Origin of the sequence: Roseomonas populi (assembly GCF_024594815.1) — a bacterium.
Lineage (GTDB): Bacteria > Pseudomonadota > Alphaproteobacteria > Acetobacterales > Acetobacteraceae > Roseomonas > Roseomonas populi.
On the sequence record NZ_JANJOU010000005.1, the window covers coordinates 1 to 14,539 of the forward strand.

A 14,539-nucleotide genomic window follows, 5' to 3' on the forward strand; every position below is an offset into this window, starting at 1 on the left:
CCCCCCCCCCCCCCCCCCCCACGGCGCGCGGGCGGGGGCGTACCCTCACGCGGGGCGGCCCTCGCGGGCCGCCCCTCCTGATGAACAGTCCATGTCGGACCGGCGTAACGCCGGCCCGCCAGCGTCAGCGCTTGCTGAACTGGAAGGAACGTCGGGCCTTCGGCTTGCCGTACTTCTTGCGCTCGACCACGCGCGGGTCGCGCGTGAGGAACCCGGCCTTCTTCAGGATCGGGCGCAGGCCCGGCTCAAAGTTGGTCAGCGCGCGGGACAGGCCGTGGCGCACCGCGCCGGCCTGGCCGGAGAGGCCGCCGCCGACGACCGTGCACATCACGTCGAACTGCTGGTAGCGGTCCGCCACCAGGAAGGGCTGGGCGATCAGCATGCGCAGCACCGGGCGGGCGAAGTACTTCGCGGCCGGCTTGCCGTTGATCTCCACGGTGCCCTTGCCGGGCTTGATCCACACGCGGGCCACAGCGTTCTTGCGGCGGCCGGTGGCGTAGGCGCGGCCGAACTGGTCCTTCTTCGGCTCACGCGCGACCGCGTTCTCCGGAGAGGCCGGGGTGCCGGCGACGAGGGTCTTCAGGTCGGCCAGGGACGTGGCGGTGCCCTGGGCGGTGTTGGTCTCGCTCATTCTCAGGCGGCCTTCTTCGCGGCGGCGAGGTTCTTGCGGTTCAGCGCGCCCACATCCAGAGGCTTGGGGTTCTGACCGGCATGCGGGTGCTCGGCGCTGGCATAGACGTGCAGGTTGCGCATCTGCTGGCGGCCGAGATTGTTGCGCGTGATCATGCGCTCCACGGCCTTCTCGATCACGCGCTCCGGGAAGCGGCCCTCGAGGGTCTCGCGCGTGGTGCGACCCTTGATGCCACCGGGGTAGCCCGTGTGCCAGTAGAAGACAGACTGCTCGGCCTTGTTGCCGGTCAGCTGCACGCGGTGAGCGTTGATGATGACCACGTGGTCGCCGCAATCGACATGCGGGGTGAAGGTGGTCTTATGCTTCCCGCGCAGGCGGTTGGCGACGATGGCGGCGAGACGCCCGAGGACGAGGCCCTCGGCGTCGATCAGGATCCAGTCCTTCTGGACCTCGGCCGGCTTGATCGAGCGGGTCTGGGTTTGCAGCATGATCCGTTGGGTTCAGTCAGTAATGCGGCGCCGCATATGAACGGCGCGGCGGCCCGGGTCAAGGAAAAGATTGTGGTATCCTTATACCACAAGCACGCGGACCCCTGCCGCAGCGGCTCTGAAGCCCCTATCTGGGGCCGCGATGCGCCGCTGGCTGCCCCTCCTCCTCCTGCCGATCTTGGCGCTGCTGATCGTGCTGATTCCCCGCGCGGTCGTCCTGCCCCCCTCGCTGGACCCCACCGCCCCGCTGGACCTGAGGGAGCCGCCGGGACTGCTGACCCGCTACAAGCTCTCCCGCATGGCACGGGAACCCGGGCTCTGCGCGGAATCCTTCGCGATGTCCGGCATCCCCATCCCCACCCTGCCCCCGCAGCCCGAGCGTGACGGCTGCGGCATCGCAGAGCCCGTGCGGATGCCTGGGCCGCTGCGCTTCCAGCCCGGCGCGCCCGTGGTGAACTGCCCCCTGGCCGCCGCCTGGACGATCTTCGAGCGGCACGGGCTGCAGCCGGCGGCGGAGGCGGCTTTCGGGCAGCGGGTGACGGCGGTGCGGCACCTCGGCGCCTATAACTGCCGCAACGTCTACCACCGGGCGAATGCGCGCCGCAGCCAGCACGCCACGGCCAACGCCATCGACATCGCGGGCTTCACCCTGGCCGATGGGCGGGCGGTGAACCTGCCCGGGGATTGGCGGGCGGCCGGAGCGCCCTCCTCCGGCAGTGGCGATTTCCTGCGGGCGGTACGCGATTCGGCCTGCCGGGTCTTCGGCGCGGTGCTCGGCCCGGACTACAACGCCGCCCACCGCGATCATTTCCATCTGGACCGGGGAGGCTGGGGCACTTGCCGCTAAGTGGGTCGCTAGAAGGTGAGACGGTGGCCGTGATCGGCGCCTCCGGCCGGTCCGGGGCCGCGCTGTGCCGCGCCCTGGAGGAGTTGGGCATTTCCTACCGGCCCGTGGTGCGGAACCCCGCGCGCTGGGCGGAAACAGGCCTGCCGGGAGAGCCGGCCATTGCGGACCTCCGGGATGCGCCCGCGCTGCGGGCCGCGCTGGCCGGGGCCGCGCGCGTCGCCTCCTGCGCCCACGCCCGCCATGCCCCGGCGATCCTGGCCGCCTGCGAGGCGCCGGTGGCCCTGCTGGGCAGCACGCGCCGCTTCTCGAAATGGCGGGACGAGCACGGGGACGGGGTGCGGGCCGGCGAGGCGGCCCTGCTGGAGAGCGGCCGCCCCGGCGCGATCCTGCACCCCACCATGATCTACGGGGCCCAGGGCGAGGACAACGTGCAGCGCCTGGCCGCGCTGATGCGGCGCCTCCCCGTGGCGCCCCTGCCCTCCGGCGGGCGCTTCCTGGTGCAGCCGATCCATCAGTCCGACGTGACGCGGGCCGTGATCGCGGTCCTGCGGCGGGACTGGGACGGCCCCCGCGCCATCACCGTCGCCGGGCCGGAGCCCCTGCCCTACGCCGGCTTCCTGCGGGCGGTCTGCCGGGCCGCCGGCTTCCGCGCCCCGCCCGTGGTGCCGCTGCCCCTGGCGCCGCTGATCGCCGCCGCGCCCCTGTTGCGGCTGATCCCTGGCTTGCCCCGCATCCGCGCCGCGGAACTGCGCCGGCTGACCGAGGACAAGGCCTTCGACATCGGCCCGATGCGGGCGGAGCTGGGCGTGGAGCCGATCGGGCTCGCGGAAGGGCTGGCCCTGACCTTCCCGGCGCGCTAGCCCTTCGGGAAACATACCGAGGTCCGGAATGCCCATCATCAACCGCATCGCCGAGTTCCACGACGACATGACGGCGTGGCGTCGCGACTTCCACCAGCACCCCGAGCTGAACTTCCAGGAGGTGCGGACGAGCCGGATCGTCGCGGAGAAGCTTCGGGAGTTCGGCTGCGACGAGGTGGTGACGGGCATGGCGACCACCGGCGTGGTGGGCGTCATCAAGGGCCGCGGCGAGGGCGGCGCGATCGGCATGCGCGCCGACATGGACGCGCTGCCCATCCTGGAGGAGAGCGGCGCGCCCTGGGCCTCCCAGACCCCCGGCGTGATGCACGCCTGCGGGCATGACGGCCACACCACCATGCTGCTGGGCGCCGCGCGCTACCTGGCGGAGACGCGGAACTTCTCCGGCACCGCCTACGTCATCTTCCAGCCTGCCGAGGAGATGGGCGGCGGCGGCGAAGTGATGGTGAAGGAGGGCCTGTTCGAGCGCTTCCCGATGGACCGCGTCTACGGCCTGCACAACTGGCCCAGCCTGCCCGCAGGCGAGTTCTACTGGCGCGTCGGCCCTGTCATGGCCGCCGTGGCCGACATCCGCATCACGATCACCGGCAAGGGCACGCACGGCGCCATGCCGCACACGGGCAACGACCCGGTGGTGATCGCCGCCCAGATCGTGACGGCCTTCCAGTCCATCGTGGCCCGCAACGTGGAGCCGGTGGAGGGTGCGGTGGTCACCATTGGCGAGATCAAGGGCGGCAACGCCTTCAACGTGATCCCCGAGACCGTGACGCTGCGCGGCACCGCCCGCTGGTTCCAGCCGGAGGTGGGCGACGTGCTGGAGGCGAAGGTGAAGGCGCTGTCCTCCGGCATCGCCGCCGCCTTCGGCGCCACGGCCGAGGTTCATTTCGACCGCATGTACCCCGCCACGATCAACGAGGGGGAGAGCACGGGCCTCGCGGCCGAGGCGGCGAAGGCGGTTTCTGGCGATGCGAAGGTGAAGGAGCTGCCCAAGCCCACCATGGGCGGCGAGGACTTCGCCTTCATGCTGAACGCGAAGGACGGCGCCTACCTGATGCTCGGCGGCGGCCGCACGGGAAGCGACCCACAGGTCCACCACCCCCGCTACGACTTCAACGACGATGTGCTGCCCGTCGGCGCCTCCTGGTGGGCGACGCTGGTGGAGCAGCAGCTTCCCCGGAAGGACTGACGCCATTGCGAGGGGAGGACCTCCCTCCCCTCAGCGCCGGAAGTCGATGATCTCGAAGCCCTCGCGCCCGCCGGCCGCCGGCAACTCCAGCCGCAGGTGCCGCGGTGAGACTGGCGCGAGGTACCCGATCTGGTTCCGCTCGGGGTTCTGCCCGTAGCGCAGGATCGGGTCGTCGTTGTAGGTCAGCGCGCCCGCGTAGCCCAGGCGCGCCTCGCCGATGTCGTAGAAGGCGCCGTTGGTGCGCTGCGAGCCGCTCAGCTTGCGAAGCCGAAGGCCCGCCGCGTCGTCGGTGATGCGGCAGCGGAACTCGGAATAGGAGACAACGCCGAGGCTGCCCCCGAGCTGAACGGAGCGGCAGCGCCAGTCGCCCGCCAGCTCGGCCGGCCGGAGCCGCGCGGCATCCCCCTCCAGCGCACGGTCCATCGCCGCCACATCCGCCGGCTGCCCCAGCCGCCTCGCTTCCTCGATCGCCGCCTGCCGGCGGGCCGGGAAGCCAGACAGGGCCAGCCGGTCCGCCTTTGCCAGGCTCTCGGGAAAGAAGCCGTCGGCCATCGCGGAGAAGGCCGAGGCCAGCAGAAGGCCTGCGGTCAGGACGATGCGTGTGGGCGCCATGCGCTCTCCTCATCTGGTGCAGGGGCAAAACTGGGGTCGCACACGGCCCCGGACAGCGGACCGGCCGTCAAGAAGAGGCGAGCCCTGCCTCACCTTCCAGCCAGCTGCGCAGGGCCAGAAGGGCCGGATCCCCGTCCCGCTCCGCGTCGTGCAGCAGGGTGAAACGGCGTGTCGTCGGGCGGATGAACGGGTGCGGCGCGGCCACGCGGCCCGTGGCCAGGTCGGACCCCACCAGGGCGCGGATGGCCAGCGCCACACCGAGGCCTTCCGCCGCCGCGTCCAGCGCCAGGGCAATGCTCTCGAAGCGTGGGCCCCGCGCGGCATCCACGCCTTCGATCCCGGCGGCCGCAAGCCAGCGCGGCCAATCCTCCGGGCGCTGGCGGGAGTGGAGGAGCGTCGCGCGGCTCCAGTCGAAGGCCGGCAGCAGGGCGGGGGCGCAGACCGGGATCATCCCGATCGGGACCAGCGGCAGGGCGGCCAGGCCAGGGCGCGGGCGGGAATCCGCGACGGCGATCACCGCGTCGAAGGCGCCGGGGACGAGTTCCAGCGGGTCGGCGCTCGTCTCCAGCTCGATGTCCAGCTCCGGGTGGCGCTCCCGCAGGCGGGCCCAGCGCGGGATCAGCCAGCGGCTGGCGAAGAGCGTGTAGGCCCCGATCCGCAGGCGGCGCCTCGGCGCGGCCTGCCGCATAGCGACGACCCCGGCGGCGATCCGGTCCAGCGCCTCCCGCGCCGCGGCGAAAAGGGCCTCGCCGGCCGGCGTGAGGGCAAGCCCGGCGGCACTCCGGATGAACAGCGCCGCCCCCAGCTCCTCCTCAAGCGCGCGCACGCCCCGGCTGACGGCGCCAGGCGTCACGGAGAGCTCGCCGGCTGCGCGGGTGACGCTGCGGTGGCGGGCGGCCGCCTCGAAGCTGCGCAGGGCGACAAGGGAAGGCAGGCGCCGGTAGGTCATGGCGATGTTGAGCCTAGCTCAACGGGCCCGGCCAACAAATCGATTGGCGGCGCCTGCCGGCAAGCCCAGCCTTGAGGCAACCCAAGGAGGAAGCGCCATGCATCTGCGCCCCCCCGGCCCGCCGGCCGGCGCCGCCGCGATTCCGGACAGCCACGGGCTGAACCTCTTCCGTGCCGACCCGGTGCTGGCGCGGATGGCCGCGCTCTACCTGCCGGACACGCTCGCCGCGCACCTGGCCCCGCATCTGGACCGGCTCGGGGCGCTCGCGGGCGGAACGCTGGACGCGCTGGCGATGACGGCGGACCGTAACCAGCCCGTGCTGCACCATCGCAACCGGCGCGGCGAGGACGCGCAGAGCGTGGAGTACCACCCGGCCTACCGGGAGATGGAGCGGCTGGCCTTTGGCGAGTTTGGCCTCGCCGCTCTCTCGCACCGCGGCGGCGTGCTGGGCTGGGACGCGCCCATGCCGCCCGCGGCGAAGTACCTGCTGACCTACCTCTTCGTGCAGGCCGAATTCGGCCTGTGCTGCCCCGTCTCCATGACGGACAGCCTGACGCGCACCTTGCGCAAGTTCGGCTCGCCCGACCTCGTCGCGCGCTACCTGCCCGCGCTGACGAGCCAGGACATGGACGCGCTGGGCCAGGGCGCGATGTTCATGACGGAACAGGGCGCGGGCAGCGACATCGCCGCAACCGTGGTGCGCGCCACGCCGCGCGAGGACGGCACCTGGGCCCTGAACGGCGACAAGTGGTTCTGCTCCAACCCCGACGCCGAGCTGGCCATGGTGCTGGCGCGGCGGGAGGAAGCGCCGGGGCTGCGCGGCGTCTCGCTTTTCCTGCTGCCGCGCACCCTGCCGGACGGCACGCCGAACCACCACCGGATCGTGCGCCTCAAGCCGAAGCTCGGCACTCGCTCCATGGCCTCGGGCGAGGTGACGATGAACGGCGCCGTCGCCTGGCTGGTGGGAGAGCCTGAGGCCGGGTTCCGGCAGATGGCGGACATGGTGAACAACTCCCGCCTCTCCAACGGCGTGCGCGCGGCGGGGATGATGCGGCGCGCGGTGACGGAGGCCCTGTTCATCGCGCACCGCCGCGTGGCCTTCGGCAAGCGGCTGGTGGAGATGCCGCTGATGCGCCGCCAGCTCCTCAAGATGACCGTGCCGATGGAGCAGGCGCGGACGATGGTGTTCCAGACCGCCGAGGCGCTGCGCCGATCGGATGCCGGCGAGGAGGGCGCCTATCCCCTGCTGCGCATCCTGACGCCCCTGATCAAGTTCCGCGCATGCCGTGACGCCCGCAAGGTCACGGGCGACGCCATGGAGGTGCGCGGCGGCTGCGGCTACATCGAGGAGTGGTCGGACGCCCGGCTCCTGCGGGACAGTCATCTCGGCAGCATCTGGGAAGGCACCAGCAACATCGTCGCCCTAGACGTGCTGCGCGCCGCGACGCGGGAGGGATCCCTGCCCGTGCTGCGCGACCACGTCCGCGGCCTGCTGGGCAACAACGAGGCGCTGCCGGAGGCCGGGCCTGCGCTGGACCGGGCGATCGCGCTGGCGGAAGCGGCGCAGGGCGATCCTTCGCTGGCGCGGCAGGCGGCCTCCGCGCTGTACCACGTGACATCGGCGGCCGCGATGGCCTGGGAGGCCGCGAGGCTGGGGATGCCGGAACGACTGGCGCTCGCGCGCATGGTGCTGCGCCACCGCGTGCTGCCGCGCGATCCGCTGGCCCCGCATCAGGACAAGGACGACGCCAGGGGCCTGCTGAACGACCCCGGCGCGCAGAGGGGAGAGAACGCATGATGGATCGCCGCACGCTGCTGGCCACGGCAGCATTGGGCGCGCTGGCCCGCCCCGCCCTGGCGCAGCCCGGGGCCCGCCCGGTGACGCTGGTGGTGCCCTTCTCGCCCGGCGGCCCGACGGACCTGATCGCGCGCCGACTCGCGACGAGCCTCGGTGAGGGCCTGGGCCAGACCGTGGTGGTGGAGAACCGCGCGGGCGCCGGCGGCAACATCGGGGCGGAATTCGTCGCCCGCTCCGCGCCGGATGGCCACACCATCCTCTTCGGCACCTCCGGCCCGCTGGCGATCAACAGGATGCTCTATCCCGGCCAGCCCTACGACCCGGTGAAGGACTTCACCCCCGTCGCGCCGCTGGGGCGCATCCCGAACGTGCTGGCGGTGAACGCCAACGTGCCGGCGAGGAACGTGCAGGACCTGATCGCGCTGGCGAAGAAGGAGCGGCTCTCCTTCGGCTCCTCCGGCAACGGCGCCTCCTCCCACCTCGCGGGCGCGCTGTTCAACTCCATGGCCGGGACGAGCATCGAGCACATCCCCTATCGCGGCACGGGGCCCGCGCTGAACGACCTGGTGGCCGGGCACGTCGCCATGGTGTTCACGGACGTGCTGACCGCGCTTCCCCACCTGCAGGGCGGGCGCGTGCGGGCGCTGGGGATCACCACCACCGAGCGATCGGCCGTGCTGCCGGACCTGCCGACCATCGCGGAGCAGGGCCTGCCGGGCTACGACGCGTCCGTCTTCTTCGGCCTGGTGCTGGCGGCGAACACGCCCGACGCGGCGCGGGAACGCCTGCGCGCCACCTTCGCCACCGTCATCGCGCAGCCGGAGATGCGGAAGTTCCTGGAGAGCCAGGGCATGCAGATCGCGCCGGAGCAGACCCCGGCCGCCCTGACATCCCTGATGGCGACGGAGACGGATCGCTGGGCGCGGGTGATCCGGGAAGCGAGCGTGAAGGCGGACTGAGGGGCCGCGCCCCTCAGCTCCCCACCTTCAGCGTGGAGACCAGCCCGCGCAGGCAGGCGATGATCGAGAGAGGCGTCAGCTTGCCGGTGCGGGGATTGGTCTCGCTCGGCACGCCCTCGATCGCCATGGTGAAGCGGGCGGCCCCGGCCTCGACCCTGATGGTGTGGGTGTTCCGGGTCAGGCCGGGGATCGCCCAGATCTCCACCATGGTGCGCTCCGGCCCGATCCCGGCCAGGGCCAGCGCGGCCGCGACGTTCACGTTGGCGGGGAAGCCCCGCGCCGCCTCCAGCGCGTTGCCCTTGAAGACCAGCGTGTCCTGCGCGACCGCGCCCATGTCCAGCCCGTGCTCCGCCAGGTAGGGCGCGCCCTCCAGCCCTCGCGGCGGCTTGCGGGTCTCGATCGTCACGCTCTCCACCGGTCCTTCGGCGGCGGCGCGCACGGCATCCAGGCCCAGCAGGGCGCCGGTGGGAACGACGATCCGCGCGCCCGTCCGCCGCGCCTCCTCCACCAGGTGCATGCGCGGCAGCAGGGCACCGATGGAGGCAGGGACGAAGACGCGCCCCTTCGCGATCGCCGGGCCCGCTACCGCCTCGAAGACGGAGGCGGGCGCGCACTCCACGATGATGGCGGCCTCTTCAGCCAGGGCCTCGACCGGCACGAGCCTCGGCGGGTTGCGGAAGCCGCGCAGGTTCTCCGCGGCCTTCGCCTCGTCCCGCGCGGCGGCGGCGACGAGGCGCAGGTCCTCCACCCCGCCATCCAGCAGCCGCGCCACCTCAAGCCCGATGGCGCCAAGCCCCGCGATCGCGACCGTCCGTTCCAAGGTCTCTCTCCCCTACACCACCGGCGATAGCCCGCCATCCACGTTGATGGCCGTCCCGGTGACGTAGTCGCCCGGCGCGGACACCAGCGCCAGCGCCATGGCGGCAAATTCCTCCGCCTTGCCCATCCGGCCCATGGGAATGGGCTTCCCGGCCTCCTCCATCCACTCCTCGTAGGTCTGGCCCCTCGGGTCCGCGGCGTGCCGGCGCACCCACTGATCGCTGTCGATCTTGCCGACGAGGAGTGCGTTCACGTTGATCCCCAGCGGCGCCCCCTCCCCCGCCAGGATCTTCGTCAGCGCCATCCCTGCGGCGCGGGAGACGGCGGTGGGCGCGCCAGTGGGCGGGGGCGCCTTCGCCCCGGTATTCAGTACGTTGATGATCCGCCCCCAGCGGCGCCCCGCCATGCCCGGCCAAGCCAGGCGCGCCAGGCGAATGGCGGCGAAGAGCTTCAGGTCCAGGTCCGCCTGCCACTCGGCGTCCGTCACCTCCATGAAGGGTCCGCGCTTCGAGGTGCCGGCGTTGTTCACGAGGATGTCGATGCCGCCCAGGGCCGCTTCCGCCTCTGCGAAGGCGCGGGCGCAGCCCTCCTCCGTGGCGATGTCGGCGGCGACGGGCGTGGTGCCTGCGACGGCCTTCGCGGCCTCCCCCAGCGGCCCGGGATCGCGCGCCACGATCGCCACGCGGGCGCCGGCCCCGACGAAGGCGCGGGCCATGGCCAAGCCGAGCCCGCGCGAGCCGCCGGTGATCAGGGCGCGGCGGCCCTCAAGGGTAAGCTGCATGGCGTTCCTCTCCGTTCCTGCGTGGTCCGCAGTGCGCGAGAGCGGTGCGGGCCTGTCAACTGCCCCCAGCCCGTCCCCATCAGCTGGGTTCCGGCACCCCGAGGCAGCGCCGGGCCCAGGCCCGCACGGGGGAATGGAGCTCGCCCGGGGCGAACTTGGCGCAGAAGATCTCCGGCCCCTCGCGCTCCAGCAGCGGGATGTGCTCGGGCCGCAGCATCGCCCGGTCCGCTAGCTCGTAGCGCCGGGCGGAGGAGGCCGTCATCACCGCGTGGCGGGTGCGGCGCAGCGTGCGGTTGCGGACCACGGCTTCGACCACGGTCGGAAGGGCGAACTCCTCATAGGGGTAGTCGCCGCGCCAGTGGTGCTCGTCGAACGGCCAGGCCGCCATCATCTGGAAGAGGATCTCTGTCATCAGCGCGCGCGTGGCGAACATGCCCTCGTAGCGCGTGGTGAGGATGCGGCCGTCCCCGATCCGCTCCACGAAGGCGCGGAGGCGCAGGTCATTGGCCACCGGCTCCGCCCAGGCGCTCTTGCTCCCGGCCAGCTTCACCGGGCGCGGCTCGGCGAGGCCGAGGTCATGGGCGCGGATGTGCTCGCCCAGCCCGGGGCGATATGGAATGTCGGATTCCGTGTGGAGATAGACGTGGGTGTGCCCGAACCCCTCCCGCATGGCGTGAAGCAGGTTGAGGACGTGGCAGCCCAGGAAGGTCGGGCGGTGCGTCTCCAGGTGAACCGGATTGACCGTGGCGTTGGGGGGCAGGCCGAGCCCGTCCAGGATGCCGTGGCGCACGGATTCCCGGTTCAGGTGCAGGATGTGGTGGCAGGCGCCCTCGCCGCCCATCGCGGCGTTGTAGAGGAGGAGCTGGTCGCGGATCAGCTCCGGCTTGCGATGGAAGATGCTGCTGACGAGAATCACGCGGAGAGGATCGCGCGGGCGCAGCGGGCAGGAAAGGGGGATGGGCGACCTACGGGATTCGAACCCGTGACATCCACGACCACAACGTGGCGCTCTACCAACTGAGCTAAGGCCGCCATAAGAGCCCCGGAGGGCGGGCGGGATTTAAAGCGAAGGGGAACGGACGTCAACCGCCGATCCCCCTCGCCCGCTCCCCTTCATCCGGCCTCGCGCACGCCCTCAACCCGGGCGGACTTCCAGGCCGCCAGCCGCGCCAGGGCCTCGTCCAGCACCGCGTCCGCCTTGCAGAAGGCGAAGCGGGCATAGTGGTTCGGGGCGTCCGCGCCGGCGTAGAAGGCCGAGACCGGGATGGCCGTCACCTTCGCCGTCTCCGTGATGTGGCGGCAGAAGGCCACGTCGTCCCCGCTGAAGCCCAGCGGACGGAAATCGGCGGTGATGAAGTAGCTACCCTGGGTCGGCAGCACGCCGAAGCCGAGTGCCGAGAGCCCGGCCGCCAGCCGGTCCCGCTTCGCCTGAAGGGTGGCGGACAGGCCGGTGAAGTAGGAATCCTCCAGCCCCAATCCCACGGCGACGCCCCGCTGCAGGTTGGGCGGGGTGGTGAAGGTGAGAAGCTGGTGCGCCTTGGCAAGGTTGGGCGCGATGGAGCGGTCCGCCGTGATGTAGCCCACCTTCCAGCCCGTCAGGCTGAAGGTCTTGCCCGCGCTGCCCACGCGCATGCAGCGCTCCCGCATGCCCGGCAGGGTCATCAGGGGGATGTGGGCCCAACCGTCGAAGGTCAGGTGCTCGTACACCTCGTCGCAGATGGCATACGCGCCGTGGCGCTGCACCAGATCGGCCACGAAGGCCAGCTCGGCGGAGGTGAAGACCTTGCCGGCCGGGTTCATGGGGGAGTTGAGGAGGATGGCCTTCGTCTTGGGCCCGAAGGCGGCCGCAAGCTCCGCGCGCGGCAGCTCCCACTTCGGCGGGGTCAGCCGGACCAGCTTCGGGATGGCGCCGAGCATCCGCACCACGGGCAGATAGGTGTCGTAGAGCGGCTCGATCAGCACGCACTCGTCGCCCGGGTTCAGCACGGCCATGAGGCAGGCAGTGAGGGCCTCGGTCGCGCCGGAGGTGACCACCACCTCCGCCGCCGGGTCGATCTCCAGCCCGTAGAAGCGGCGGTTCGCCTCGGCCACCGCGGCGCGCAGCTCCGGCACGCCCGTCAGCGGCGGGTACTGGTTCCGCCCGTCCAGCAGGGCCTCGGCGGCGGCCCGGACCACGACCTCCGGCCCCTCGTAGTCCGGAAAGCCCTGGCCGAGGTTGATCGCCCCGTGCTGCACCGCGAGCGCCGACATCACCGTGAACACCGTGGTCCCGGTGGCGGAGAGCAGGTCGTTCTGGGGCTTGAGCGGGACGGTCATGGCATCGGGCTCCGGAAACACGGCCCCTGGCGCCCCCCTGGGGAACGGGCGCGGAGGGAGGTCGGCCCCATGATGGGGCCGCATGGCCCCCGGCGCAATCGCGCGCCGCCGGAATGCCTGCAGAATAGGCAGTTTGCCGCGCGCCCGTGCTGGGGTACCGCCAACCCCGGAAAAATGGGCCTTCTCCAACCTTGCCCCTGCGGCACGGGCCGTGCAACGTCCGCCCGCCAGCGGCCCGCCATGACGGGCCGCGGCCAAGATGCGGGAGAAGCGGGAATTCCCCGTACCCCCGGACACACGGAGTGGATAAAGCAGGCCCCGATGAAGAAGATCGAAGCCATCATCAAGCCCTTCAAGCTGGATGAGGTGAAGGACGCGCTGCACGAGATCGGGCTTCAGGGCCTGACCGTGGTCGAAGCCAAAGGCTTCGGGCGCCAGAAGGGCCATACGGAGCTGTACCGCGGCGCCGAGTACGTCGTGGACTTCCTGCCCAAGGTGAAGATCGAGGTGATCTGCTCGGACGACCTGGCCGAGCGCGCCGTGGAGGCGATCACCGCCGCGGCCCGCACGGGCCGGATCGGCGACGGCAAGATCTTCATCACCGACGTGCAGGACGTGGTGCGGATCCGCACCGGCGAGCGCGGCGAGGACGCCGTGTGAGAATTTCCCGCGGCGGCCCCCCTGCCCCGAGGCGTGACCTGGAGCGGGGGCCGTAGCGGGCCAGGGCGGGGCAGGCTATGCCCCCCGACTATCAACGCGTCTCAAGGGGAACAGGACCCAGCGAATGGCGAACGACAAGGAAAGCATCTCCAAGGTCATGGAGATGATCAAGGAGAACAGCGTCGAGTACGTGGACTTCCGCTTCACGGACCCGAAGGGCAAGTGGCACCACACCGCCCAGCATGTCTCCACCATCGAGGAAGACACCTTCGCCGAGGGCATCATGTTCGACGGCTCCTCGATCGCCGGCTGGAAGGCGATCAACGAGTCCGACATGATTCTCATGCCGGACACGCTGAACGCCTGCATGGACCCGTTCAGCGCCAAGCCGCAGCTGATCGTCTTCTGCGACATCATCGAGCCCTCCACCGGCCAGCTCTATGCGCGTGACCCGCGCGGCACGGCGAAGAAGGCCGAGGCCTACCTGAAGGCCTCCGGCATCGGCGACACGGCGTTCTTCGGCCCCGAGGCCGAGTTCTTCGTGTTCGACGACGTGAAGTTCGGCACGGGCGGCAACTACGGCCACTACAAGCTGGAGTCCGGTGAGGGCCCTGGCGCCTCCATGAAGGACTTCCCCGAGGGGAACATGGGCCACCGCCCGGTGGTCAAGGGCGGCTACTTCCCCGTCCCGCCCGTGGACTCCGAGCAGGACCTGCGCGCCGAGATGCTCTCCACGATGATGGAGATGGGCGTCCTCGGTGAGAAGCATCACCACGAGGTGGCGCAGAGCCAGCACGAGCTCGGCACCAAGTTCGGCCCGCTGATCACGCAGGCCGACCACATGCAGATCTACAAGTACGTGATCCACAACGTCGCCCACTCCTACGGGAAGACCGCGACGTTCATGCCGAAGCCGATCTACGGCGACAACGGCTCGGGCATGCACGTGCACCAGTCCATCTGGAAGGACGGCAAGCCGCTCTTCGCCGGCAACGGCTACGCGGACCTGTCCGACTACGCGCTGTGGTACATCGGCGGCATCATCAAGCACGCCAAGGCGCTGAACGCCTTCACCAACCCCAGCACCAACTCCTACAAGCGCCTGATCCCCGGCTTCGAGGCCCCCGTGCTGCTGGCCTACTCGGCCCGCAACCGCTCCGCCTCCTGCCGCATCCCCTACGCGACGAGCCCGAAGGCGAAGCGCGTCGAGGTCCGCTTCCCCGACCCGACGGCCAACCCCTACCTCGCCTTCGCGGCGATGCTGATGGCCGGCCTCGATGGCATCAAGAACAAGATCCATCCGGGCGAGGCGATGGACAAGGACCTGTACGACCTGCCGCCGGAGGAGCTGAAGGGCATCCCGACGGTCTGCGGCTCGCTGCGCGAGGCGCTGGAGTCCCTCGAGGCCGACCACGAGTTCCTGCTGGCCGGCGACGTGTTCACCAAGGACCAGATCGACAGCTACGTCGAGCTGAAGTGGCAGGACGTGTTCAAGTTCGAGCACACCCCGCACCCCGTCGAGTTCGAGATGTACTACTCCGTCTGACGGAGCCTCGGCGGCGGCCCGGTTGCGCCGCCGCCAGATCAGGGCCGGGCCGCCGCAGGGGGGGGCCGG

The 14,539-nt window shown here is 71.3% G+C and carries 15 protein-coding genes and 1 tRNA gene; 7 read left to right on the top strand and 9 right to left on the bottom strand.

Features of this window, described 5'->3' with window-relative positions; translation table 11 throughout:
• Positions 1 to 124: 124 nt before the first annotated feature.
• The gene (gene rpsI, locus NRP21_RS08790) at positions 125 to 631 is read right to left on the bottom strand and encodes a 30S ribosomal protein S9 (protein WP_257715816.1); all 507 of its coding nucleotides are present in this window, start codon (positions 629 to 631) and stop codon (positions 125 to 127) included.
• A gap of 2 nt (positions 632 to 633) precedes the next feature.
• Positions 634 to 1,119, bottom strand: a complete 486-nt coding sequence (rplM, locus tag NRP21_RS08795; RefSeq protein WP_257715817.1) for a 50S ribosomal protein L13 — start codon at positions 1,117 to 1,119, stop codon at positions 634 to 636.
• Between the two features lie 142 nt (positions 1,120 to 1,261).
• Here rplM and NRP21_RS08800 point away from each other — a divergent pair, with 142 nt between their 5' ends.
• From NRP21_RS08800 to NRP21_RS08810, 3 genes are read left to right on the top strand one after another with little or no spacing between them, the layout of a single operon-like run.
• Entirely contained in the window at positions 1,262 to 1,966 is a 705-nt protein-coding gene (locus tag NRP21_RS08800; RefSeq protein ID WP_257715818.1) for an extensin-like domain-containing protein, read from the top strand.
• Positions 1,967 to 1,989: 23 nt separating this feature from the next.
• Positions 1,990 to 2,826, top strand: a complete 837-nt coding sequence (locus tag NRP21_RS08805) for an SDR family oxidoreductase (RefSeq protein ID WP_257715819.1) — start codon at positions 1,990 to 1,992, stop codon at positions 2,824 to 2,826.
• Positions 2,827 to 2,854: 28 nt separating this feature from the next.
• Positions 2,855 to 4,030 carry a M20 aminoacylase family protein gene (locus NRP21_RS08810; protein WP_257715820.1) on the top strand — a complete coding sequence of 392 codons (1,176 nt, stop codon included), beginning with the start codon at positions 2,855 to 2,857 and terminating at the stop codon, positions 4,028 to 4,030.
• A gap of 30 nt (positions 4,031 to 4,060) precedes the next feature.
• Here the strand turns inward: NRP21_RS08810 and NRP21_RS08815 are convergent, their stop codons facing one another.
• Together NRP21_RS08815 and NRP21_RS08820 are read right to left on the bottom strand one after the other, a co-directional pair.
• The gene (locus tag NRP21_RS08815) at positions 4,061 to 4,642 is read right to left on the bottom strand and encodes a DUF4893 domain-containing protein (protein WP_257715821.1); all 582 of its coding nucleotides are present in this window, start codon (positions 4,640 to 4,642) and stop codon (positions 4,061 to 4,063) included.
• A gap of 67 nt (positions 4,643 to 4,709) precedes the next feature.
• The gene (locus NRP21_RS08820; protein ID WP_257715822.1) at positions 4,710 to 5,591 is read right to left on the bottom strand and encodes a LysR substrate-binding domain-containing protein; all 882 of its coding nucleotides are present in this window, start codon (positions 5,589 to 5,591) and stop codon (positions 4,710 to 4,712) included.
• 97 nt (positions 5,592 to 5,688) lie between these two features.
• On the opposite strand from NRP21_RS08820, the gene NRP21_RS08825 reads away from it, so the two are divergent.
• Positions 5,689 to 7,389, top strand: coding sequence for an acyl-CoA dehydrogenase family protein (locus tag NRP21_RS08825; RefSeq protein WP_257715823.1), 1,701 nt, complete (start codon positions 5,689 to 5,691; stop codon positions 7,387 to 7,389).
• Positions 7,386 to 8,348 (top strand): Bug family tripartite tricarboxylate transporter substrate binding protein, encoded by a 963-nt coding sequence (locus NRP21_RS08830; protein WP_257715824.1) that lies wholly within the window; start codon positions 7,386 to 7,388, stop codon positions 8,346 to 8,348. The genes NRP21_RS08825 and NRP21_RS08830 overlap by 4 nt, the downstream gene beginning before the upstream one ends.
• A 13-nt stretch (positions 8,349 to 8,361) precedes the next feature.
• Here the strand turns inward: NRP21_RS08830 and NRP21_RS08835 are convergent, their stop codons facing one another.
• From NRP21_RS08835 to NRP21_RS08855, 5 genes are all read right to left on the bottom strand, one after another.
• The gene (locus NRP21_RS08835) at positions 8,362 to 9,168 is read right to left on the bottom strand and encodes an aspartate dehydrogenase (protein WP_257715825.1); all 807 of its coding nucleotides are present in this window, start codon (positions 9,166 to 9,168) and stop codon (positions 8,362 to 8,364) included.
• 12 nt (positions 9,169 to 9,180) lie between these two features.
• Positions 9,181 to 9,948 (bottom strand): SDR family oxidoreductase, encoded by a 768-nt coding sequence (locus tag NRP21_RS08840; RefSeq protein WP_257715826.1) that lies wholly within the window; start codon positions 9,946 to 9,948, stop codon positions 9,181 to 9,183.
• A gap of 79 nt (positions 9,949 to 10,027) precedes the next feature.
• Positions 10,028 to 10,864, bottom strand: a complete 837-nt coding sequence (locus NRP21_RS08845) for a hypothetical protein (protein WP_257715827.1) — start codon at positions 10,862 to 10,864, stop codon at positions 10,028 to 10,030.
• 43 nt (positions 10,865 to 10,907) lie between these two features.
• Positions 10,908 to 10,980: transfer RNA gene (locus NRP21_RS08850), tRNA-His, on the bottom strand.
• An 81-nt stretch (positions 10,981 to 11,061) separates the two neighbouring features.
• Complete coding sequence (locus tag NRP21_RS08855) at positions 11,062 to 12,264, bottom strand: aminotransferase (RefSeq protein ID WP_257715828.1); 1,203 nt, start codon at positions 12,262 to 12,264, stop codon at positions 11,062 to 11,064.
• 321 nt (positions 12,265 to 12,585) lie between these two features.
• On the opposite strand from NRP21_RS08855, the gene NRP21_RS08860 reads away from it, so the two are divergent.
• Entirely contained in the window at positions 12,586 to 12,924 is a 339-nt protein-coding gene (locus tag NRP21_RS08860) for a P-II family nitrogen regulator (protein ID WP_209373398.1), read from the top strand.
• 124 nt (positions 12,925 to 13,048) lie between these two features.
• Positions 13,049 to 14,470 (top strand): type I glutamate--ammonia ligase, encoded by a 1,422-nt coding sequence (gene glnA / locus NRP21_RS08865; RefSeq protein ID WP_257715829.1) that lies wholly within the window; start codon positions 13,049 to 13,051, stop codon positions 14,468 to 14,470.
• The last annotated feature ends 69 nt before the right edge of the window (positions 14,471 to 14,539 follow it).

Coding starts and splice junctions, on each gene's coding strand:
- rpsI (WP_257715816.1), bottom strand. CDS start 631: ATGAGCGAGACCAACACCGCCCAGGGCACCGCCACGTCCCTGGCCGAC.
- rplM (WP_257715817.1), bottom strand. CDS start 1,119: ATGCTGCAAACCCAGACCCGCTCGATCAAGCCGGCCGAGGTCCAGAAG.
- NRP21_RS08800 (WP_257715818.1), top strand. CDS start 1,262: ATGCGCCGCTGGCTGCCCCTCCTCCTCCTGCCGATCTTGGCGCTGCTG.
- NRP21_RS08810 (WP_257715820.1), top strand. CDS start 2,855: ATGCCCATCATCAACCGCATCGCCGAGTTCCACGACGACATGACGGCG.
- NRP21_RS08815 (WP_257715821.1), bottom strand. CDS start 4,642: ATGGCGCCCACACGCATCGTCCTGACCGCAGGCCTTCTGCTGGCCTCG.
- NRP21_RS08820 (WP_257715822.1), bottom strand. CDS start 5,591: ATGACCTACCGGCGCCTGCCTTCCCTTGTCGCCCTGCGCAGCTTCGAG.
- NRP21_RS08825 (WP_257715823.1), top strand. CDS start 5,689: ATGCATCTGCGCCCCCCCGGCCCGCCGGCCGGCGCCGCCGCGATTCCG.
- NRP21_RS08830 (WP_257715824.1), top strand. CDS start 7,386: ATGATGGATCGCCGCACGCTGCTGGCCACGGCAGCATTGGGCGCGCTG.
- NRP21_RS08840 (WP_257715826.1), bottom strand. CDS start 9,948: ATGCAGCTTACCCTTGAGGGCCGCCGCGCCCTGATCACCGGCGGCTCG.
- NRP21_RS08855 (WP_257715828.1), bottom strand. CDS start 12,264: ATGACCGTCCCGCTCAAGCCCCAGAACGACCTGCTCTCCGCCACCGGG.
- NRP21_RS08860 (WP_209373398.1), top strand. CDS start 12,586: ATGAAGAAGATCGAAGCCATCATCAAGCCCTTCAAGCTGGATGAGGTG.
- glnA (WP_257715829.1), top strand. CDS start 13,049: ATGGCGAACGACAAGGAAAGCATCTCCAAGGTCATGGAGATGATCAAG.